This is a genomic window from Streptomyces sp. 7N604 (assembly GCF_052245475.1).
In the GTDB taxonomy this organism is placed as follows: domain Bacteria; phylum Actinomycetota; class Actinomycetes; order Streptomycetales; family Streptomycetaceae; genus Streptomyces.
Window position 1 is genome coordinate 56,112 of sequence record NZ_JBQQBX010000015.1, and the last position, 15,941, is coordinate 72,052.

Genomic DNA, 15,941 nt, shown 5'->3' on the forward strand with positions numbered 1-15,941 from the left:
CGGAGGGGCTGGTACCGGCGCGGTCGGAGGCGGGGTTGCCGGGGAGCGGGGTCGTACGGCGGCTTGGGCTCGCGGGGCGGCTCGGTCGGGGCGCGCGCGTTCCCGGGGCCCGGAAGGAGCGGTCATGAATCGCAGGGGCGGCGGGCTGCTGGTCGCCGGGACCACATCCGACGCGGGCAAGAGCGTCGTCACGGCCGGCATCTGCCGCTGGCTGGCCCGCAAGGGCGTATCCGTCGCGCCCTTCAAGGCGCAGAACATGTCACTGAATTCGTTCGTGACACGCGAAGGCGCCGAAATCGGGCGGGCCCAGGCCATGCAGGCCGCGGCCGCCCGTATCGAGCCGACGGCCCTCATGAACCCCGTACTGCTCAAGCCCGGAAGCGACCGCAGCAGCCAGGTCGTCCTGCTCGGCAAGCCGGTGGGCGAGCTGAGCGCCAGCCGCTACCACGGAGGGCGGCAGGAGGAGCTGCTCGGCACCGTCGTGGCGTGCCTGGAGGAGCTGCGGGGCACGTATGACGCAGTGATCTGTGAAGGGGCCGGGAGCCCGGCCGAGATCAATCTGCGGCGCACCGACATCGTCAACATGGGGCTGGCGCGGGCCGCTCGGCTGCCGGTCGTGGTGGTCGGGGACATCGACCGGGGCGGCGTCTTCGCCTCCTTCTTCGGCACGACGGCGCTGCTCGGCCGCGAGGACCAGCCGCTCGTCGCCGGGTATCTGGTCAACAAGTTCCGCGGCGATGTCGCCCTCCTGGAGCCGGGGTTGGAGATGCTGCGCGGCCTGACCGGGCGGCGGACCTTCGGTGTGCTGCCGTACGCGCACGGGCTCGGCATCGACGAGGAGGACGGCCTGCGCGTGTCGCTGCGGGGCGCGGTGCGCGAGTCGGTCGTCGCCCCGCCGCACGGCGAGGACGTGCTGCGGGTGGCGGTCGCCGCGGTCCCGCTGATGTCCAACTTCACCGACGTGGACGCGCTGGCCGCGGAACCGGGCGTGGTGGTGCGGTTCGTCGACCGCCCGGAGGAGCTGGCCGACGCGGATCTGGTCGTGCTGCCCGGCACCCGCGGCACCGTGCGCGCCTTGGAGTGGCTGCGCGAGCGCGGTATCGCCGCCGCCGTCGCCCGGCGTGCCGCCGAGGGCCGCCCGGTGCTCGGCGTCTGCGGAGGCTTCCAGATGCTGGGCGAGCGCATCGAGGACGACGTCGAGTCGCGGGCCGGGGCGGTCGACGGGCTCGGGCTCCTGCCCGTACGGGTCCGCTTCGCGCCGGAGAAGACCCTCGCGCGGCCGGTGGGCGAGGCGCTGGGCGAGCGCGTCGAGGGCTACGAGATCCACCACGGCGTGGCCGAGGTGACCGGCGGAGACGAGGCGTTCATCTCCGATGGCCAGGGCCGCGGTCTCGACGGCTGCAGGGTCGGGTCCGTCTGGGGCACGCACTGGCACGGCTCGCTGGAGAGCGACGGGTTCCGGCGCGCCTTTCTGCGGCGCGTCGCGGAGGCGGCCGGGCGCCGCTTCGTACCCGCTCCTGATACGTCGTTCGGGGCGCTGCGCGAGGAGCAGCTGGACCGCCTGGGCGATCTGATCGAGGAACACGCCGATACGGACGCGCTGCTGCGGCTGATCGAGGACGGCGCGCCGTCCGGGCTGCCGTTCGTTCCGCCGGGGATGCCAGGTCACAGCGTTCCGCCGGGGGCGCCATGAAGGACAACGCACGAATCGAAGGGGCCACCGTGAGCACTGTGCTGCTGCTGTCCACCGCCGATACGGATCTGCTGGCGGCTCGCGCCTCCGGCGCCGCGTACCGGATCGGCAACCCCGCGCGCGTGGATGCCGAGGCCGATCTGCCGGGCCTGCTCGACGGCGCGGACATCGCCGTCCTACGGCTGCTGGGCGGCAAGCGGGCCTGGGAGGACGGGCTCGCGGCGCTGCGCGCCTCGGGCGTGCCGACCGTGCTGCTGGGCGGTGAATCCGTGCCGGACGCGGAGCTGATGGCCGAGTCGTCGGTCCCGGCCGGTGTCGTGGCCGAGGCGCTGCGCTACCTCGTGGAGGGCGGCCCGTCGAACCTCGCCGAGCTCGCGCGGTTCCTGTCCGACACCGTGCTGATGAGCGGTGAGGGCTTCGAACCGCCGCGGCAGATGCCGACGTTCGGCGTGCACACAGCAGGCGCACAAGGGGAGCGCGCGCACGATGCCGCACGCCCCACGGTCGCGGTCCTCTTCTACCGGGCCCACCATCTGTCCGGGAACACCGCCTTCGTCGATGTGCTGTGCGATGCCATCGAGGCGAAGGGCGCCAACGCGCTTCCCGTGTACTGCGGTTCGCTCCGGGGCGCGGACCAGGGCCTCTACGAGCTGCTGGGCCGGGCGGACGCGATCGTGGCGACCGTGCTGGCGGCGGGAGGCACGCGCGCGAGCGACGCGTCGGCCGGGGGCGACGATGAGGCGTGGGACGTGGGCGCGCTGGCGGAGCTGGATGTGCCGGTGCTGCAGGGGCTGTGCCTGACCTCCTCGCGGGCCGCGTGGGAGGAGTCGGACGCCGCGCTGTCCCCGCTGGACGCGGCCATGCAGGTCGCGATCCCGGAGTTCGACGGGCGGCTGGTCACCGTGCCGTTCTCCTTCAAGGAGACGGGCGAGGACGACGTACCGGTGTACGTCGCCGACCCGGAGCGCGCGGCCCGCGTCGCCGGAATCGCCGTACGCCACGCGGCGCTGCGGCACAAGCCGAACGCGGAGAAGAAGCTCGCGGTCGTCTTCACCGCCTACCCGACGAAGCACTCGCGGGTCGGCAACGCCGTGGGCCTGGACACGCCCGCCTCGGCGGTACGGGTGCTCGACGCGCTCCGGGACGCCGGGTACGCGGTCGAGGGCCATCCCGACCAAGGCGACCAGTTGATTCATCGACTTATCGCCGCGGGCGGCCACGACGTCGAGTGGCTGACCGAGGAGCAGCTCGCCGCCGCCCCCGCGCGCGTGCCGCTTGCGGACTACCAGGAGTGGTTCGCGCAGCTGGAGCCCGAGCTGCGCGACAGCATGCTGGAGCACTGGGGAGAGCCGCCGGGCTCGCTCTACGTCGACGGCGACGAAATCGTTCTCGCCTCGCTCCAGTTCGGCAACGTCGTGGTGATGATCCAGCCGCCGCGCGGCTTCGGCGAGAACCCGATCGCGATCTACCACGACCCGGACATGCCGCCCTCGCACCACTACCTGGCGGCCTACCGCTGGCTGGAAAACACCTACCGGGCCGACGCCATCGTCCACATGGGCAAGCACGGCACCATGGAGTGGCTGCCCGGCAAGGGCCTGGGCCTGTCCGCGTCCTGCGGCCCGGACGCCGTCCTGGGTGACCTGCCGCTGGTCTATCCGTTCATCGTCAACGACCCGGGCGAGGGCACCCAGGCCAAGCGCCGCGGCCACGCCACGGTCGTCGACCACCTCGTACCGCCGATGGCGCGCGCCGACACCTACGGCGACCTCGCCAAGCTGGAGCAGCTGCTCGACGAGTACGCGCTCGTGAGCGATCTCGACCCGGCCAAGGCACCGGCCGTGCGGGCGCAGATCTGGACCCTGGTCAAGGCCGCGGAGCTGCACCACGACCTGCACGTCGACGAGCAGCCGGACGACGACGAGTTCGACGAGTTCGTCATGCACATCGACGGCTACCTGTGCGAGATCAAGGATGTGCAGATCCGCGACGGGCTGCACATCCTGGGCGGCGGGCCGGCCGGCGAGGCCCGCGTCAACCTCGTACTGGCCGTGCTGCGCGCCTCACAGGTGTGGGGCGGCAGGGCAGAGGCGCTGCCTGGCCTGCGGGCCGCGCTCGCCCGGCACTTCGGGCTGGTGGAGAAGGAGCTGCTGGCCGAGCCGGGCGGGGCAGTCAAGGTGCCGGTGGAGCTGACGGAGCTGGTGGACGGGCCGTCCCGTACGGCCGCGGACGCGATCGACCTGCTGGAGCAGCTGTGCCGCCGGCTCGCGGAGGGCTTGGAGGCGCGCGGATGGGATGCCGCCGCGGCCCCCGGTCTGGTCTCCGAGGTCCTGGGCGGGCCTGCTGTGGTTTCTGGGGAGGCACCGCCCGGCCCCTCCTGCGCGGACGCCGTGGCCGTGCTGGAGTTCGCCTGCCGCGAGGTCGTGCCGCGGCTGGCCCGTACGACCGACGAGATCGGCAACGTCCTGCACGCCTTGGAGGGCGGCTACGTCCCGGCCGGGCCTTCGGGATCGCCGACGCGTGGTCTGGTCAACGTGCTGCCGACCGGCCGCAACTTCTACTCGGTCGATCCGAAGGCGATCCCCTCCCGGCTCTCCTGGGAGGTCGGCCAGTCGCTCGCGGACTCGCTGATCGCCCGCTACCTGGCCGACACGCGCGCGTACCCGAAGTCCGTGGGCCTCACCGTCTGGGGCACGTCGGCGATGCGTACGCAGGGCGACGACATCGCCGAGATCCTGGCGCTGCTCGGCTGCCGCCCGGTATGGGACGACGCCTCGCGAAGGGTGACCGGCTTCGAGATCGTGCCCCTGGAGGAGCTGGGCCGGCCGCGCGTGGATGTGACCGTCCGGATCTCCGGCTTCTTTCGCGACGCCTTCCCCCATGTGGTGGGGCTGATCGACGACGCGGTACGGGCGGTCGCCGAGCTGGACGAGCCCGCGGAGTCCAACTACGTACGCGCACACGCCGACGAGGACACCGCGCAGCACGGCGACCGGCGCCGGGCCACGGCCCGTATCTTCGGCTCGAAGCCGGGCGCGTACGGGGCCGGCCTGCTGCCGCTGATCGACGCGAGAAACTGGCGCTCGGACGCGGATCTGGCCGAGGTGTACGCGGTGTGGGGCGGCTACGCGTATGGGCGCGGTCTTGACGGGCGCCAGGCGCGGGGTGATATGGAGACCGCCTTCCGCCGCATCCAGGTGGCGGCGAAGAACGTCGACACGCGCGAGCACGACCTCGTCGACGCCGACGACTACTTCCAGTACCACGGCGGCATGGTCGCCATGGTCCGGCACCTGGCGGGCGGCTCCCCCGAGGCGTACGTCGGCGACAGCGCGGTGCCGGACCAGGTGAAGACGCGGACGCTGGGCGAGGAGACGCACCGGGTCTTCCGGGCCCGGGTGGTCAACCCGCGCTGGATGGCGGCGATGCGGCGGCACGGCTACAAGGGCGCGTTCGAGATGGCCGCGACCGTGGACTACCTCTTCGGCTACGACGCGACGGCCGGCGTGGTGGACGACTGGATGTACGAGAAGTTGTCGGCGGAGTACGTCTTCGACCCGGAGAACCGGCAGTTCATGGAGAAGTCCAACCCCTGGGCGCTGCGCGGCATCACGGAGCGGCTGCTGGAGGCCGCGGACCGCGGCCTGTGGGCGGAACCGGACCCGGAGACGCTGGAGCGCCTCCGGGAGACCTACCTCGCGCTCGAAGGCGATCTGGAGGGCGACGCATGAGCACCACGACACCCACGACGGCCGGCGCCGGTGTCCCGAACTACCCGTTCACCGCGATCGTCGGGATGGACGACCTGCGGCTCGGGTTGCTGCTGAACGCGGTCTCCCCCGCGGTGGGCGGGGTGCTGGTGCGCGGCGAGAAGGGCACGGCGAAGTCGACGGCCGTACGCGCCCTGGCCGCGCTGATGCCGCCGGTGGACGTCGTGCCGGGCTGCCGGTTCTCATGCGATCCGGCGGCTCCGGACGCGGCGTGCCCGGACGGGCCGCACGAGGCGGGGCCTGGTGTCGCGCGGCCGGCCCGGATGGTCGAACTGCCGGTCGGCGCCTCCGAGGACCGGCTGGTCGGCGCGCTGGACATCGAGCGGGCACTGTCGGAGGGCAAGAAGGCCTTCGAGCCGGGCCTGCTGGCTGACGCGCACCGCGGCGTGCTGTACGTGGACGAGGTCAATCTGCTCCACGACCACCTGGTGGACCTGCTGTTGGACGCGGCCGCCATGGGCGCCTCATACGTCGAGCGCGAGGGCGTGTCGGTGCGGCACGCGGCCCGCTTCCTGCTGGTCGGGACGATGAACCCGGAAGAGGGCGAGCTGCGGCCGCAGCTGCTCGACCGGTTCGGCCTGACGGTGGAGGTGGCGGCCTCGCGCGAGCCGGACGCGCGCGTGGAGGTCGTACGGCGCCGGCTCGCGTACGACGAGGACCCGGCCGCCTTCGCCGCCCGCTGGGCGGGTGAGGAGCAGGCGCTGCGGGAGCGGATCGCGGCGGCGCGCGCGCTGCTGCCCGCCGTGCGGCTCGGGGACGGGGCGCTGCGGCAGATCGCGGCGGTGTGCGCGGCGTTCGAGGTGGACGGGATGCGCGCGGACATCGTGACGGCGCGGACGGCGACGGCGCTGGCCGCGTGGGCGGGGCGTACGGACGTGCTCGCGGAGGACGTACGGCAGGCGGCGCTGCTGGCGCTGCCGCACCGGCGGCGGCGCAACCCCTTCGACGCGCCGGGCCTCGACGAGGACAAACTCGACGACACGCTCGAGCAGTTCAGTGGCGGGGACGACTCGGATCCGGACCCGGACCGGGGGCCGGACGGGCCGGAGGGCGGGCCCGGCGGCGGGGGCGGACAGCCGCTGCCGGACCAGGACGCGGGTCCGCCGTCCGGCGAGGACAGCCGGTCCGCCGATCCGCCGGTCCCGGAGCCGCGCACGGACGCGGGCTCCGACCACGACAGCGCGCGGGAGCGGCCACACGCGCGTGGCACGGGGGCCGACGCGGAGGGGTCCGACGACGGCGAGCCCGGCTCGGGCCAGGGCCGCGAGCAGGCGGCGGTCGGCGCAGCCGAGCCGTATCGGACGCGGATGCTCAGCGTGCCCGGGATGGGTGACGGCGCGGCGGGCCGACGCTCCCGGGCCCGTACGGAGTACGGGCGCACGACCGGTGCGCGCCGCCCCCAAGGGGCCCTGACCAAGCTGCACTTGGCGGCCACCGTGCAGGCGGCCGCCCCGCACCAGCACGTACGGGGCCGGTCGGGCCCGGGGCTCGTCGTACGGCGGGACGACCTGCGGCAAGCGGTGCGCGAGGGGCGGGAGGGCAATCTCGTGCTGTTCGTCGTGGACGCCTCGGGGTCGATGGCGGCGCGGCAGCGGATGAGCGCCGTCAAGGGCGCGGTGCTCTCACTGCTGCTGGACGCCTACCAGCGCCGCGACAAGGTCGGCCTGATCACCTTCCGGGGCAAGGCCGCCGACCTCGTCCTACCGCCGACCTCATCCGTGGATGCGGCGGCGGCCCGCCTGGAGTCGCTGCCGTCGGGCGGCCGGACCCCACTGGCCGCGGGCCTGCTGAAAGCGCACGAAGTACTGCGGATCGAGCAGCTCCGTGACCCCTCCCGGCGACCGTTGCTGGTCGTGGTCACGGATGGCAGGGCAACTGCTGCGGGCGGAGGCAGCGCTCGCGGCACGGCATCGGACGGCGCGGCATCGGGCGGCGCAGGTTCGGGCGGCGCACCGGGCGGCTCGGCTTCGGGCGACTCGGCTTCGGGCGGCGCGGCTTCGGCCGGCGCACCGGCCAGCTCTGGGCAGCCAGGCGATCCCATCGCACTCGCGCGGCGCGCCGCCCGCCTCCTGGCCGCCGGGGGAACGGCGTCGGTGGTCGTGGACTGCGAGTCGGGGCCGGTGCGGCTGGGGCTCGCGGGTGCGCTGGCCCGCGATCTGGGCGGCACGGCCGTGACCTTGGACGATTTGCGCGCGGACAGCGTCGCGGCGCTGGTCCGCGATGTACGGGGAGCCACAGACGGACGGAGGGCCGCGTAATGCCGCAGGGGAAGCCGAGTGTGGTTCCGGACGATGGGCTGACGACGCGTCAGCGCCGCAACCGGCCGCTGGTCATCGTGCACACCGGGATCGGCAAGGGGAAGTCGACGGCGGCGTTCGGGCTGGCGCTGCGGGCATGGAACCAAAGTTGGCCGGTCGGTGTATTCCAGTTTGTAAAGTCCGCGAAATGGCGGGTCGGCGAGGAGCGCGCGCTGCGCGTTCTCGGCGACTCGGGCGAAGGGGGGACCGTCTCATGGCACAAGATGGGCGAGGGCTGGTCGTGGGTTCAGCGCGACATCGAGTCGAGCGAGGAGGCCGCGAAGGAAGGCTGGGAGCAGGTCAAACGCGACCTGGCCGCGGAGACATACCGGCTCTACGTACTGGACGAGTTCGCGTATCCGATGCACTGGGGCTGGGTCGACACCGACGAGGTGGTGTCGGTGCTGCGGGACCGCCCTGGCACGCAGCACGTGGTCATCACCGGGCGTAACGCTCCGGAGAAACTGGTCGAGGCCGCCGATCTGGTCACCGACATGTCCAAGGTCAAGCACCCGATGGACGCGGGGCAGAAGGGCCAGAAGGGCATCGAGTGGTGACTTCGCCCGGCTCTGCCGTCCCGCGGCTGGTGATCGCCGCACCGGCCTCCGGCAGCGGCAAGACCACCGTTGCCACGGGCCTGATGGCGGCCTTCGCGCAGCGCGGCCTCACCGTGTCACCGCACAAGGTGGGCCCGGACTACATCGACCCGGGCTATCACGCGCTGGCGACGGGGCGGCCGGGCCGCAACCTGGACGCGTACATGTGCGGTCCGGAACTGATCGCACCGCTCTTCCTGCACGGTGCGACAGGGGCGGACCTCGCCGTCGTCGAGGGCGTGATGGGCCTGTACGACGGGGCTGCTGGTCAAGGGGAGCTGGCGTCGACCGCACATGTCGCCAAGCTCCTGCGTGCGCCGGTGGTTCTTGTCGTCGACGGCTCGTCACAGTCGCGGTCGGTGGCGGCGCTGGTGCACGGCTTCGCCTCCTGGGACCCGGAGGTGCGCATCGGCGGGGTGATCCTCAACAAGGTCGGCTCCGAGCGGCACGAGACGATGCTCCGCGAGGCGCTGGACGGGGCGGGCGTGCCGGTGATGGGCGCCCTGCGCCGCGCGGAACAGGTCCGCGCCCCGTCGCGGCACCTGGGCTTGGTGCCGGTGGCCGAGCGCCGCTCGGAGGCGGTCGAGTCGGTGACGGCACTGGCCGAGCGCATACGAGTGGCCTGCGACCTGGAGGCACTTCTACGGCTGGCGCGCAGCGCCCCTGCGCTGACGGCATCCGCCTGGGACCCGACGGCCGAGGCCGCCTGCGGCGAGCCACTCCCCCGTCCCGCCCCTTCCCGGAACCGGGGCTCCGCCCCAGACCCCATTCGGGCGCGGGCCGGTGGCCGGATTGTGCCCACCCTCCCGCAGAGCTTCGAGTGGGTGGGGGTGCCCCCGGCGAAGCCAGGGGGAGTACCCCAAGCCCCGCGGAACGACTGCCCACAGCCCGGGGACCTGGGGCGAAGCCCCAGCTCCGGGAAGGGGCGGCGCCCGCAGGCGGAGCTCGCTGTTGGACAGGAGCGGGGAGCGGCTCGCCGCAGGCGGCCCGTCGTGGCCGTCGCGGGCGGCCCGGCCTTCACCTTCTCGTATGCCGAGCATGCGGAGTTGCTGACCGCGGCCGGGGCCGACGTGCAGACCTTCGACCCGCTGCGAGACCAGGAACTCCCGCCCGACACCGCCGGATTGGTGATCGGCGGCGGCTTCCCGGAGATCTACGCCCCGGAGCTCTCGGCGAACGAGCCCCTCCGCAAGGCCGTCGCCGCCCTGGCGGCATCCGGTGCGCCCGTGGCGGCGGAGTGCGCAGGGCTGCTGTATCTGGCCCGGTCGCTGGACGGCAAGCCGATGTGCGGCGTGCTGGACGCGGAGGCGCGGATGTCGGAGCGGTTGACGCTGGGCTACCGCGAGGCCGTTGCGGTCTCGGACAGCGCGCTGGCCCCGGCAGGAACCCGCCTGCGCGGGCACGAGTTCCACCGGACGGTGATCGAGCCGGGCGCGGGCGCCGCACCTGCGTGGGGCCTGCCCGGGCTCGACGGGGCCGAGGGGTGCGAGGAGCGCGCCGGGCGTGACCGTCGCTTCGGGCGGCGCTTCGAGGGATTCGTCCAGAAGGGGGTGCACGCCTCGTACATCCACGTGCACTGGGCTGCTTCACCGGGCATGGCCCGGAGGTTCGTCGAAAGGTGTGGAGCATGCAGCAGCAGCGTCGTACAGATGCCTGCCGGTTGATCGGGGTCGGGGTCGGCCCCGGTGATCCGGAACTGGTGACCGTGAAGGGTGTGAACGCGCTACGGGACGCCGAAGCCGTCGTCGTACCGGTCATGGAGGACGGCGGCACGGGCCGCGCCGAGGCGACCGTGCTGCACTACGTCGACCCGGCCAAGGTCGTCCGCGTGGTCTTCGCGCTGAACGAGCGCAGCGACCGGACCCGTCGCGAGGCCGCGTGGGACGCGGCGGGCGACCGGGTGGCCGAACTGCTGCGCACGCACGGCACGGTGGCGTTCGCGACGATCGGCGACCCCAATGTGTACTCGACCTTCACCTATCTCGCGCAGACCGCAGGGGCGCTGATACCGGACCTGGTCGTCGAGACGGTGCCCGGCATCACGGCGATGCAGGACCTCGCCGCGCGCAGCGGCGCCGTGCTCACCGAGGGCACGGAACCCCTGACACTCGTCCCGGTGACCGCGGGATCCGCCGTCCTCAAGGAGGCTCTGGAAGGGCCGGGGACGGTGGTGGCGTACAAGTTCGGGCGGCTGGCGGGCGAAGTCGCGGCGGCGCTGCAGGCGACCGGCCGTACGGACGGCGGGGTGTGGGGCTCGGCTCTCGGCCTGCCGGAGGAGTCGATCCGGCCGGCGGCGGAGCTGGAGTCCGGCCCGCTGCCGTATCTGTCCACGCTGATCGCGCCCGCGCGGCGCGACAGCGGACGCGGAGGAAAGCTGTGAACCCCGAGATCCCCCCTGACACTCACGGCGACATGCCCGGTGACACTCCCGACGATCCCCACGCTGACATCCCTGGTGACACCCCTGGTCACACCCCTGGTCACACCCCCGCTGCCCAAAGGAGCCATCCCATGCCCGCCGAGACGACCGGCAAGGTCACGTTCGTCGGCGCGGGCCCGGGCGCAGCCGACCTGCTGACCTTCCGCGCGGCCCGTGCCATCGCCGAGGCGGACGTGGTCATCTGGGCGGCCAGCCTGGTGCAGGCGGAGGTTCTGGAGCACGCCCGCGAGGAAGCGGAGATCCTGGACTCCGCAGCGATGTCCCTGGAGGACGTCCTCGTCGTCTACGAGCGCGCGGTACGGGACGGCCTGCTGGTGGCGCGCATCCACTCCGGCGATCCCGCCCTGTGGGGCGGCACGCAGGAGCAGCTGGACCGGTGCGTCGAGCTCGGCCTCGACGTCGAGATCGTGCCGGGGGTCTCGGCGTTCTCGGCGGTGGCGGCCATAGCCCAGCGGGAGCTGACCATTCCGGAGGTCGCCCAGTCGGTGATCCTCACCCGCCTCGGTGGCGGGAAGACACCGATGCCGCCCGGCGAGGAGGTGCGGGAGTTCGCTCGGCACGGCACGACGATGGCGGTCTTCCTGTCGGCAGCCCGCTCCGGGCAGCTCGCGGTGGAACTGCTGGAGGGCGGTTACCCGACCGAGACACCCGTGGTCATCGCCTACCAGGCGACCTGGCCGGACGAACTGGTCCTGCGCTGCACCATCGGCACGCTGGAGGAGACGGTCAAGGCCCACAAGCTCTGGAAGCACACGCTGTTCCTGGTGGGGTCGGCGCTCTCCGCCTCCGGCACGCGCTCGCACCTCTACCACCCCGGGCACTTCCACGGTTTCCGCCGCGCGGACCCGGCCTCGCGCCGCGCCCTGCGCGCGGCGGCGCAGACGGCGGCACCGGTTGAGGGCTGAACCGCACTCCCCGCAGCCCCCAACTGCCCAGCGCTGAACATCGACCACCCGCCAGCTGAGCACCCCACCACCCGCCACCGATCACCCCGCCACCCACTACCGATCACCGACTCACCGACCGAGAGGAGGAGGTCTCCATGGCCACCGCCGCATCACCGTGCTGTACGGCGCCGTCCGCCGCCGGGACCTCGGCGCGCGCCGGTTCGGCGCGGGCCGGCTCCTCGGCGCACGGCCGTGCCCGGGTATCCCTTGCCCGGTACCGCGCGAGCACGAACCACCACCCCAAGCCCGCGAGAAGCGGCCCGGACAGCCACGCCGGACTTCGGGAACGGCTCGGGCATCCTGCGGCACAGCGCGCGGCGGCCACACGAGCACGACGGGGGCAGATCGCATGATCACGGTCATCGGCACGGGCACGGGCGCGCCCCTTTCCCCTGAATGCCGTGCAGCCCTCGAAACCGCCGAACTCGTGGTCGGTGCCCGCCGCCACCTCGAGGCGGCCGAACTGCCCCCGCAGGCTGCCCGCGTAGTCCTCGGCCCCCTGTCCCCGGCCCTCGACCTGATCGAGGAACACCTCGCGAAGACACCGTCGCCAACCGGTCAGCTGGGCAAGCCAGTTGGCGACAGGAACCAAGGAGCGGCCGCGCGCGAACAACAGCCCGCCGCGGCCCGTGCCGAGGCCCGCCTCGCCTCGCAACTCCCGAAGACCACCGTGCAGGCACCCCTGTCAACCGGTCTCGAACCGAACCTTCGCCCTCACACCGAGGGCCTCGAAGCCACCGGCTCTCCCGGGCGGGCCCGCGCCATCCCGGCCGAGTCCACGGGCGACACCGCATCCCACACCGCATCCGACACTGCATCCCAAGACGCGGAGCAGCCGTCGGCGACCGAGCACATGACGTCGCACACTGAAGCAGCTCACGACCACCCTGCCGCCGTCTCTGGCGGAGCGGCCGCGGCGGCGAGCGTCGTCGTTCTCGCGTCAGGGGACCCCGGGTTCTTCGGGATCGTGCGGGTGTTGGCCGAGCGGTTCGGCGCGGGGGCGCTGGATGTGCGGCCTGGCGCGCCGTCCGTGGCCGTCGCGTTCGCCCGTATCGGGCTGCCGTGGGACGACGCCGTCGTGGTCAGTGCGCACGGCCGCGACATCCGGACCGCCGTCAACGTGTGCCGTGCACACGCCAAGACCGCTGTGCTGACCGGCCCGGGGGCGGGCCCCGCCGAGCTCGGTGCCGCCCTGATGCGCGCGGGTGCGAGGCGGACACTCGTCGTCGCGTCCGCGCTCGGCTCACCCGGCGGCGAGAGCGTGGAGCGGCTCTCGCCCGCCCAGGCCGCCGCGCGCGACTGGCCCGGCACCGTGAGCGTCGTGCTCTGCCTGGACGAGGACCGTGCGCTGTCCCCCGGCCTGCGGACCATTGCAGGGTTGCCGGGCAGCCCGGGCCAATGGGCGCTGCCCGAGGCGGAGTTCGAGCACCGGGACTCGCTCATCACGAAGTACGAGGTGCGGGCGCTCGCGCTGGCCCGGCTCGGGCCCCGCGCGGGCGACCTGGTGTGGGACCTCGGCGCCGGTTCCGGCTCCGTGGCCGTGGAGTGCGCCCGGCTGGGCGCGGCGGCGGTCGCCGTGGAGAAGACCGCCGACGGCGTGGCGCGTATCCGGGCGAACGCCGCGGCCCACGGCGTGGACGTCCAGGCCGTGCACGGCACCGTGCCGGATGCGCTGGATCAACTCCCGGAGCCCGACGCCGTGTTCATCGGCGGTGGGGGCGGCGAGCTGCCCGCGATCGTCGCGGAGTGCGGGCGGCGGGCGCGGCGCAGCGTCGTCGTCACGCTCGCCGCGCTGGACCGGGTGCCCGCGGTGCGGGCCGCGCTGGCCGACGCCGGGCTCATACCGGACGGCGTACTCCTGCAGTCCTCCCGCCTCGCACCCCTGCCCGGTGGAGTGACCCGGCTCGCCGCGACCAACCCCGTCTTCGTGCTGTGGGGCACGCGCCCCACAGGCATCGCTGTCGAAGGAGCACCAACGTGATCGGCCTCATTTCTGCCACCGCGGCGGGCACCGCCGCGCGCGACCGGCTGGCGGCCGCCTGGCCGGACCGCACGCGGGTCTACGAAGGCCCGGTGCGGGAAGCCGTGGAGCGCGCCTTCGAGGAGTGCGAGCAGCTGGTGTGCTTCCTCGCCACCGGCGCGGTCGTACGGCTGGTCGCTCCGCTGCTCGCCGGCAAGGCCGTCGACCCGGGCGTGGTGTGTGTCGACGAGGCACAGCAGCACGCGGTGGCCCTGCTGGGCGGGCACGGCGGGGGCGCGAACGCGCTGGCGCGCGCCGTCTCCGACGCGCTGCCGGGCTGCCGCCCGGTGGTGACGACGGCGACCGACGCGGCCGGTATCCCCGGCCTGGACACGCTGGGTTGGCCCGTCGAGGGCGCGGTCGCGGCCGTGACCCGCGCGATTCTCGACGGCGACCCGGTCGCCCTCCACGCGGACGCCCAGTGGCCGCTGCCCGCCCTGCCGCCCAATATCCGCTCGGCGGCGACCGATCCTGCGCCGGGCCCCGGCTCGGGCACCTCGGGGGACGTGCCGCCCCCGCCCCGGGCGGAGCGGCCGACGCCCGTGGCCACAGTCGCCGGTCCAGGGTCCGATGCGCCCGGCGCAGCTGACGGACTCGCTGCGGCCAGTGCCCCCGCCGTCGACACCACGGGGCCGGCCGACACAACCAGCGCGGCAGTTACCGCAGTAACCGCTGATACCACCGTCGTCGCCGATACTGCCGCGGCCCGGGCGACCGGCGCGGCCCCTGCCTCCCGTACCGCCGACGCCACCAGCACCGCCGTCCTGTGGGTCACGGACCGCACCGTCCCGCTCGGGGAGCGGGCCGCCGTGCTGCGGCCGGCGTCGCTGGCCGTCGGGGTCGGGGCCAGCCGCGGCGTCGGGGCCGAGGAAGTGCTGGAGCTGATCCGCGAGGCGCTGGCGGAGGCCGGGCTGTCGGCGCGGTCCGTCGCCGAGTTGGCGACCGCCGACGCGAAGGCGGACGAGGCCGGGCTCGTCGAGGCGGCGCAGCGGCTCGGCGTGCCACTGCGGACGTACGCGGCCGACGCGCTGTCCGCCGTCGACGTACCCAACCCGTCCGGCGCCCCGCTCGCCGCCATCGGCACGCCCAGCGTCGCCGAGGCCGCCGCGCTGCTGGCCGCGGGCCAAGGCGCCGAACTCCTCGTGCCCAAGCGGAAGTCCACGCCGGAGAACCGCCCGGCCATGGCCACGGCGGCCGTGGCCCGGCGCCGCCCGCGCGGCAGGCTCGCCGTCGTCGGACTCGGTCCGGGGGCCCGGGATCTGCTCACGCCGCGGGCCCGCGAGGAGCTGCGCCGCGCCTCGACGGTCGTCGGCCTCGACCAGTACGTGGACCAGATCCGCGACCTGCTGCGTCCCGGCACCCGCGTCCTCGAGTCCGGGCTCGGCGCCGAGGAGGAGCGGGCCGGTACGGCGGTCGCCGAGGCGCGCGCCGGCCGGGCCGTCGCGCTGATCGGCAGCGGTGACGCGGGCGTGTACGCGATGGCCTCGCCCGCGCTCGCGGAGGCGTCCGACGACATCGACGTCGTGGGTGTGCCGGGCGTGACGGCGGCGCTCGCCGCGGCCGCGATCCTGGGCGCACCGCTGGGCCACGACCACGTGTCGATCAGCCTGTCCGACCTGCACACGCCGTGGGAGGTCATCGAGCGCCGGGTACGGGCCGCGGCCGAGGCCGACATCGTGGTGACGTTCTACAACCCGCGCAGCCGCGGCCGCGACTGGCAGCTGCCGAAGGCGCTCGGCATCCTGGCCGAGCACCGCGCGCCGGCGACGCCGGTCGGCATCGTGCGGAACGCGTCACGGGCGGACGAGAGCAGCCGCCTGACGACGCTTGCCGAACTGGACCCGGCGACCGTCGACATGATGACCGTCGTGGTCGTCGGCAACACCTCGGCCCGCGAGGTGGCGGGCCGCATGGTGACCCCACGCGGCTACCGGTGGCAGACGTGACGCCCGCCGACGGGCAGCGGCCAGGCGCACGACCTGCCCCAGGAGGGGGCGGCTGCACCCGCCGGCAAGGCCGACGGCGCGCAAGGCCGTCAGCCACCGCGAGGCACCGTACAGCCGGGCCCAGCTCAGCACCGCTCAGGCAGCCCAGCCCGCCCAGCTCAGCTCAGCCCGCGCTCAGCCAGCCCGCTCAACCCGCCCGCCCCGCTCAGCCCAGCCAGCGGCATTGCCCTTC

At 73.9% G+C, this 15,941-nt stretch carries 9 protein-coding genes; all 9 read left to right on the top strand.

All coding sequences use genetic code 11. The features are described from left to right. The first annotated feature begins 124 nt into the window (after positions 1–124). The 9 genes from ACTWP8_RS17940 (at position 125) to cobJ (ending at position 15,709) form a co-directional block, all read left to right on the top strand. Entirely contained in the window at positions 125–1,693 is a 1,569-nt protein-coding gene (locus tag ACTWP8_RS17940) for a cobyric acid synthase (protein WP_443323141.1), read from the top strand. A gap of 29 nt (positions 1,694–1,722) precedes the next feature. Continuing rightward, on the top strand, positions 1,723–5,424 hold the full coding sequence (gene cobN, locus ACTWP8_RS17945) for a cobaltochelatase subunit CobN (protein ID WP_443323142.1): 3,702 nt from the start codon (positions 1,723–1,725) through the stop codon (positions 5,422–5,424). Further along, positions 5,421–7,721: a putative cobaltochelatase gene (locus ACTWP8_RS17950; RefSeq protein ID WP_443323143.1), complete on the top strand. Its 2,301-nt coding sequence runs from the start codon at positions 5,421–5,423 to the stop codon at positions 7,719–7,721. Before cobN ends, ACTWP8_RS17950 begins: the two co-directional genes overlap by 4 nt. Next, the gene (gene cobO / locus ACTWP8_RS17955) at positions 7,721–8,317 is read left to right on the top strand and encodes a cob(I)yrinic acid a,c-diamide adenosyltransferase (RefSeq protein WP_443313582.1); all 597 of its coding nucleotides are present in this window, start codon (positions 7,721–7,723) and stop codon (positions 8,315–8,317) included. Before ACTWP8_RS17950 ends, cobO begins: the two co-directional genes overlap by 1 nt. Beyond that, positions 8,311–10,020 (top strand): cobyrinate a,c-diamide synthase, encoded by a 1,710-nt coding sequence (locus ACTWP8_RS17960; RefSeq protein WP_443323144.1) that lies wholly within the window; start codon positions 8,311–8,313, stop codon positions 10,018–10,020. The genes cobO and ACTWP8_RS17960 overlap by 7 nt, the downstream gene beginning before the upstream one ends. Continuing rightward, on the top strand, positions 9,984–10,736 hold the full coding sequence (gene cobI, locus ACTWP8_RS17965; protein WP_443323145.1) for a precorrin-2 C(20)-methyltransferase: 753 nt from the start codon (positions 9,984–9,986) through the stop codon (positions 10,734–10,736). The genes ACTWP8_RS17960 and cobI overlap by 37 nt, the downstream gene beginning before the upstream one ends. 131 nt (positions 10,737–10,867) lie before the next feature. After that, on the top strand, positions 10,868–11,701 hold the full coding sequence (gene cobM / locus ACTWP8_RS17970; protein WP_443323146.1) for a precorrin-4 C(11)-methyltransferase: 834 nt from the start codon (positions 10,868–10,870) through the stop codon (positions 11,699–11,701). 895 nt (positions 11,702–12,596) lie between these two features. Further along, entirely contained in the window at positions 12,597–13,724 is a 1,128-nt protein-coding gene (gene cbiE / locus ACTWP8_RS17975) for a precorrin-6y C5,15-methyltransferase (decarboxylating) subunit CbiE (RefSeq protein ID WP_443323241.1), read from the top strand. Next, positions 13,721–15,709, top strand: a complete 1,989-nt coding sequence (gene cobJ / locus ACTWP8_RS17980; protein ID WP_443323147.1) for a precorrin-3B C(17)-methyltransferase — start codon at positions 13,721–13,723, stop codon at positions 15,707–15,709. The genes cbiE and cobJ overlap by 4 nt, the downstream gene beginning before the upstream one ends. Positions 15,710–15,941 lie beyond the last annotated feature (232 nt).

Bases quoted from the DNA above. Each gene is read 5' to 3' on its own strand.
- ACTWP8_RS17950 (WP_443323143.1), top strand. From the start codon at position 5,421: ATGAGCACCACGACACCCACGACGGCCGGCGCCGGTGTCCCGAACTAC.
- cbiE (WP_443323241.1), top strand. From the start codon at position 12,597: ATGACGTCGCACACTGAAGCAGCTCACGACCACCCTGCCGCCGTCTCT.
- cobM (WP_443323146.1), top strand. From the start codon at position 10,868: ATGCCCGCCGAGACGACCGGCAAGGTCACGTTCGTCGGCGCGGGCCCG.
- cobI (WP_443323145.1), top strand. From the start codon at position 9,984: ATGCAGCAGCAGCGTCGTACAGATGCCTGCCGGTTGATCGGGGTCGGG.
- ACTWP8_RS17940 (WP_443323141.1), top strand. From the start codon at position 125: ATGAATCGCAGGGGCGGCGGGCTGCTGGTCGCCGGGACCACATCCGAC.
- cobO (WP_443313582.1), top strand. From the start codon at position 7,721: ATGCCGCAGGGGAAGCCGAGTGTGGTTCCGGACGATGGGCTGACGACG.